This is a genomic window from Bradyrhizobium tropiciagri (assembly GCF_001189845.1).
GTDB classification, from domain to species: domain Bacteria; phylum Pseudomonadota; class Alphaproteobacteria; order Rhizobiales; family Xanthobacteraceae; genus Bradyrhizobium; species Bradyrhizobium tropiciagri.
In genome coordinates this window covers 1-3,861 of record NZ_LFLZ01000153.1, presented here as the reverse complement: position 1 = coordinate 3,861, position 3,861 = coordinate 1, and the positions used below count along the sequence as shown (strand labels likewise).

At 63.0% G+C, this 3,861-nt stretch carries 4 protein-coding genes; 2 read left to right on the top strand and 2 right to left on the bottom strand.

Going from position 1 to position 3,861, the window contains the following annotated elements; translation table 11 throughout:
- Positions 1 to 332: 332 nt before the first annotated feature.
- On the bottom strand, positions 333 to 1,739 hold the full coding sequence (locus AKN84_RS44060) for a hypothetical protein (protein WP_128971725.1): 1,407 nt from the start codon (positions 1,737 to 1,739) through the stop codon (positions 333 to 335).
- Between the two features lie 261 nt (positions 1,740 to 2,000).
- On the opposite strand from AKN84_RS44060, the gene AKN84_RS44055 reads away from it, so the two are divergent.
- Positions 2,001 to 2,663 (top strand): hypothetical protein, encoded by a 663-nt coding sequence (locus AKN84_RS44055; protein WP_050426565.1) that lies wholly within the window; start codon positions 2,001 to 2,003, stop codon positions 2,661 to 2,663.
- Between the two features lie 179 nt (positions 2,664 to 2,842).
- Positions 2,843 to 3,130 (top strand): hypothetical protein, encoded by a 288-nt coding sequence (locus AKN84_RS44050; protein WP_050426567.1) that lies wholly within the window; start codon positions 2,843 to 2,845, stop codon positions 3,128 to 3,130.
- Positions 3,131 to 3,245: 115 nt separating this feature from the next.
- On the opposite strand, the gene AKN84_RS47070 is transcribed toward AKN84_RS44050, so the two are convergent.
- Positions 3,246 to 3,428, bottom strand: coding sequence for a hypothetical protein (locus AKN84_RS47070; RefSeq protein WP_128971724.1), 183 nt, complete (start codon positions 3,426 to 3,428; stop codon positions 3,246 to 3,248).
- Positions 3,429 to 3,861: the final 433 nt, after the last annotated feature.

Here is a 3,861-nt window from a genome sequence, read left to right as displayed (position 1 = left end):
CGCATCGAAACTATAACAGTATATGCGGCGAAAGCCCCTCACCCCAACCCTCTCCCCGTAAGAGCGGGGAGAGGGAGCAGAGCGCCATCGCCGATCTCAGCGCGCTTACAGGATATGCGCGCCATGACTGTTGAGGATGCCGTGATCGCCGGTGATCGGGATCAGATCATGGACCACACTATCGACATCGACAGGCGCGCTCGCCGTATTGCCTGAGGCGATGTTGCCGGCCAGCGCATGGCTGAGGTCGAGGCCGCCGAGCAGATCGCCGACCAGCCCGTCCGTTCCGGTGCCGCCGAGCGATGGAATGCTGAGCGGGCTATTGCTGCCGGTCAGCGCGCCGAGATCGAGCAGGTGCGGTCCGTTCGGCCCGACATCGACGGCGTTGACCTCGACCGTGTGATGGTCGCCCGAGGTCGGCGCAGCCAGGATATCGATCGGTGTTCCGTTCGGCTGCGTCGGACCGACGTCCACCGTAACAAGGTGGCCGCTGTTCGGATTGCTGAGGCTGCGACGATGCCGCCCAGCAATCCGCCATCGCCGGCATTGTTGCCGCCATTGGCGGTCACCAGCGGCAGGCTTTGCAGGTCGTGGCCGAGATCGTGGATCAGATTGTCGACGGGATTGGTCGGGTCGTCCTTTCCGCTGACGACGCCGGTCAACAGATTCGTCGGCACGGCATCGAGCGCATGCGCAGTATCGGTAAGATCCGCGCCGAGATGCGTCACGGCATCGGACGTGTGACCGGCGAGGACCTCGCCCGGCGTGTTGAGCACGTCGGTCAGGAGATTGGAGTGCCCGTCGGCAGTGGGCGTGGCGCCGAGTTGCCCGAGTCCGATCGTACCGGCAAGATTGGTGACGCCGTGAACCGCATTGTCGAGGCCCGCCTCATGCCCGATCGTGGTGAGCAGACCGCTGGCGTCGGAGGCTGCGCCGTTCACCGCGTTCAGCACGGGTTGCAGTAGTCCGTTCTGTCCGGCGAGCGCGAGGCCGCTGTTCGGGCCGAGACCGGCCGGGATAGCGCCGATCGCATTCACGGTATCGGTGAGATCGGTGCCGAGATTGGACACGGCGTCGGACGTGTGACCTGCCAGGACTTCGCCTGGCGCGTTGAGCGCGTCGGTCAGGAGATTTGAGTGTCTATCCGCAGCCGGCGCGGCACCGAGCTGTCCGAGCCCGACCGTGCCGGCGAGGCCGGTGACGTCGTGGACCGTGCCGTCCAGTCCGGCCTGGTGGCCAATTGAAGTGAGAAGACCGCCGGCGTTGGTCGCGGCCGCATTGACCGGATTCAGCACCGGCTGGAGCAACCCGTCCTGTCCGGCGAGCATGAGGCCGTTGCCGAGGCCTGGCGATCCACCGCTTCCGGAGCCTCCGCCGGTGGATGTGCCGCCGCCTGACGAGGTGCCGCCGCTGCCTGAGCCGCTACCGGCTGAAGCGCCGCCATCCGTTCCACCACCGCCGGTGCCGCCGCCGCCTGAGCTACCGCCTCCCGAAGTGCCGCCACCCGCGCCGCCAGCGGAGCCGCCGCCGCCGGAGCTGCCGGTGCCGCTACCGGACGCGCCGGAACCCGATGATCCCGTCATGCCGCCCGACGAAGAGCCGCCGCTTCCGGCATCCGCGCCGCCGCCACCCGCCGATTGTCCCGATGATCCGGAGCTGCTTGATCCAGAAGCGCTGCCGGGAGCAGTGCCCTGTCCCATGGCCTGATACTGATCAGCATACGCATTCGGGTCGCTCATGTGGTTTGCCTCCGTGTTGCGTCTAACCGGAGCAAAAACCGAAGCTTGAGCGGAATGGTTGCGTCGCGAATGCGTGCGCGCCTGAACATGGCAAATGGCCAATGTCGGGCACGATTCAAATTTTCATCAAGGGCGGTGCGTTGGTGAGGGTGACTGTCAGCCATGGGCCAAGGCGGAGGTCGGGCATGACAAGCAAGGCGCCGTTAACGCAATGGCCATGATCGTGCACATTGTGCCGGATAAACGCTTAAGTTGCGCTTCATGAAACGCATTCTGCTTGTCACGCTGATGGTGCTCGTCGCGGCTTTCGCGACCTACAAATTCTTCTATCCGACCTACACCTATCGCTACCGCCTGACGGTCAATATCGAGGCGGACGGCAAACTCCATTCCGGCTCGAGTGTGGTCGAGGTGACCTGGTACGCGCATCTTCTGCCAGCGCTCGTCTCATTCTCCTCCGAACTGCGCGGCCAGGCAGCGCTGGTTGATCTTGAAGAGCATGGCGTCATGGTGGCGACGCTGACAGCCGAGGATTGGGGGGCGCATTATAGCAATGCGGGTTGGAACGCATTGTGGCTTGTTCCCCGCGGATTTGGCGTCGATGATTCAATCGAGGGGTTATCCAAACTGGCCAATTTGCGTGGCAAACGCGAACTTGCCCTCGACAATCTCCCACGCATTTTGTGGTTCTCAAATCCGCGAGATCCAACCACTGCAAGGACGATTCTCGTAGACGACATACCGTCCGTGCTTGGTCCATCCGTGCGGTTTGCCGGAGCGTCAGTGGAAATGACGACCGATCCAGTTGTGACCGACATTCGTCAAAAGCTGCCATGGATCGACTCGTACTCGGGGACAAACACGTTGTACCTTCCGAACCATCTTGGCATCAGCGATTACATGTTTGTTGGGGCCGCTTCCTGATATCGGCATGCCTGCCTGGGACCAGGACACAGGCGATGGGGCAAGCCCGGGCATCTCTCCGACGCGATTGCAGGAGTTGCAAAGCAGAGTGATATAGCTCACGGCGTGTGCGCGCGCGGCGCATCATGGTTGGGGTGTCGCATTGGAGCGACGAATGGAAAACGAAGGACCCCGACATCATGGCCAACATCGACCACAAGCAAGGCACCTATACGATCGCCGCCAATTCGACCCAGCCGTTCACGTTCTGGTGGGGAAAGGATTCGAAGGCGCCCAACGAGTTTTTCGACGTGTCGATCGCACCGCATTTCGAGAAGAGCCGAACCCCGATGGAGCCCCTGCACGAAACCGACCGGGCCGTGTACTGGGACTACCGCGGCGGTGTCGGCGTCGTGCTGATCCTGACCCTGAAGAACAGCAACAATTTTCCGGTCACGTTCGAGGCCAACCACGTCCGCATCTATTGAGGCGGCGAGGGCACGAAGCGGGCCGCGCCCGTTGCGCGGCCGGCATCGGGCGAGTCCGGCAGCGAGGCGCAAGGACCATCGGCCGGCTGGCCTCCAGCCTGATATCCCGGCGCGCTTACTCGCCGGCTGCCGGCGGCAACCGTTCCCGGAGCGCTGCAATCTCGAGCATCACGGTAATGGCGATCGTCTTGAGGCGAGCATTCTCGGCCATCGTCTCGGCGAGCTGCGGAGGTATCGCTGCCGCATGCTGGCGGGCGTTCTGGGCGAGCTCTGGCGGTGTGGGGCGTGTCGTGTTCACGAGCTAACTCTTGCCGGTGGTCGAGGCGACCAGCCTGTGCTGCTGCGAAGTTTCAGGGCAGAATCGGCGCTCAAGCGCGCAAGATGAAGATATCGCCCGCTTGCTTACAGGCAGCTTACGCGGAACAATTTATTGCTGATTGTGTCTGGGGCGCCGCCCGGGAAATGCCGGGGAGAGCAAAGCTCGACAGATCATGTCGCGAGAACGCAGCGCTGTGGCCCACCGAATTGCCAAATCCATGCACTATGATGTGTCGGCTATGTCCCCGAACACCCGTCGGTCATGTCCCCGGGCTGAACACCTACGCGGGTGATGACACCGGTTGTTGGACCATCCACCGCCGTCGTCCTGGCGAAAGCCAGGACCCATTACCCCAACTCGCAATTGTTGCGCGACGCCGGGACCACGATCCCTATTGCAAATCCGATGCGGT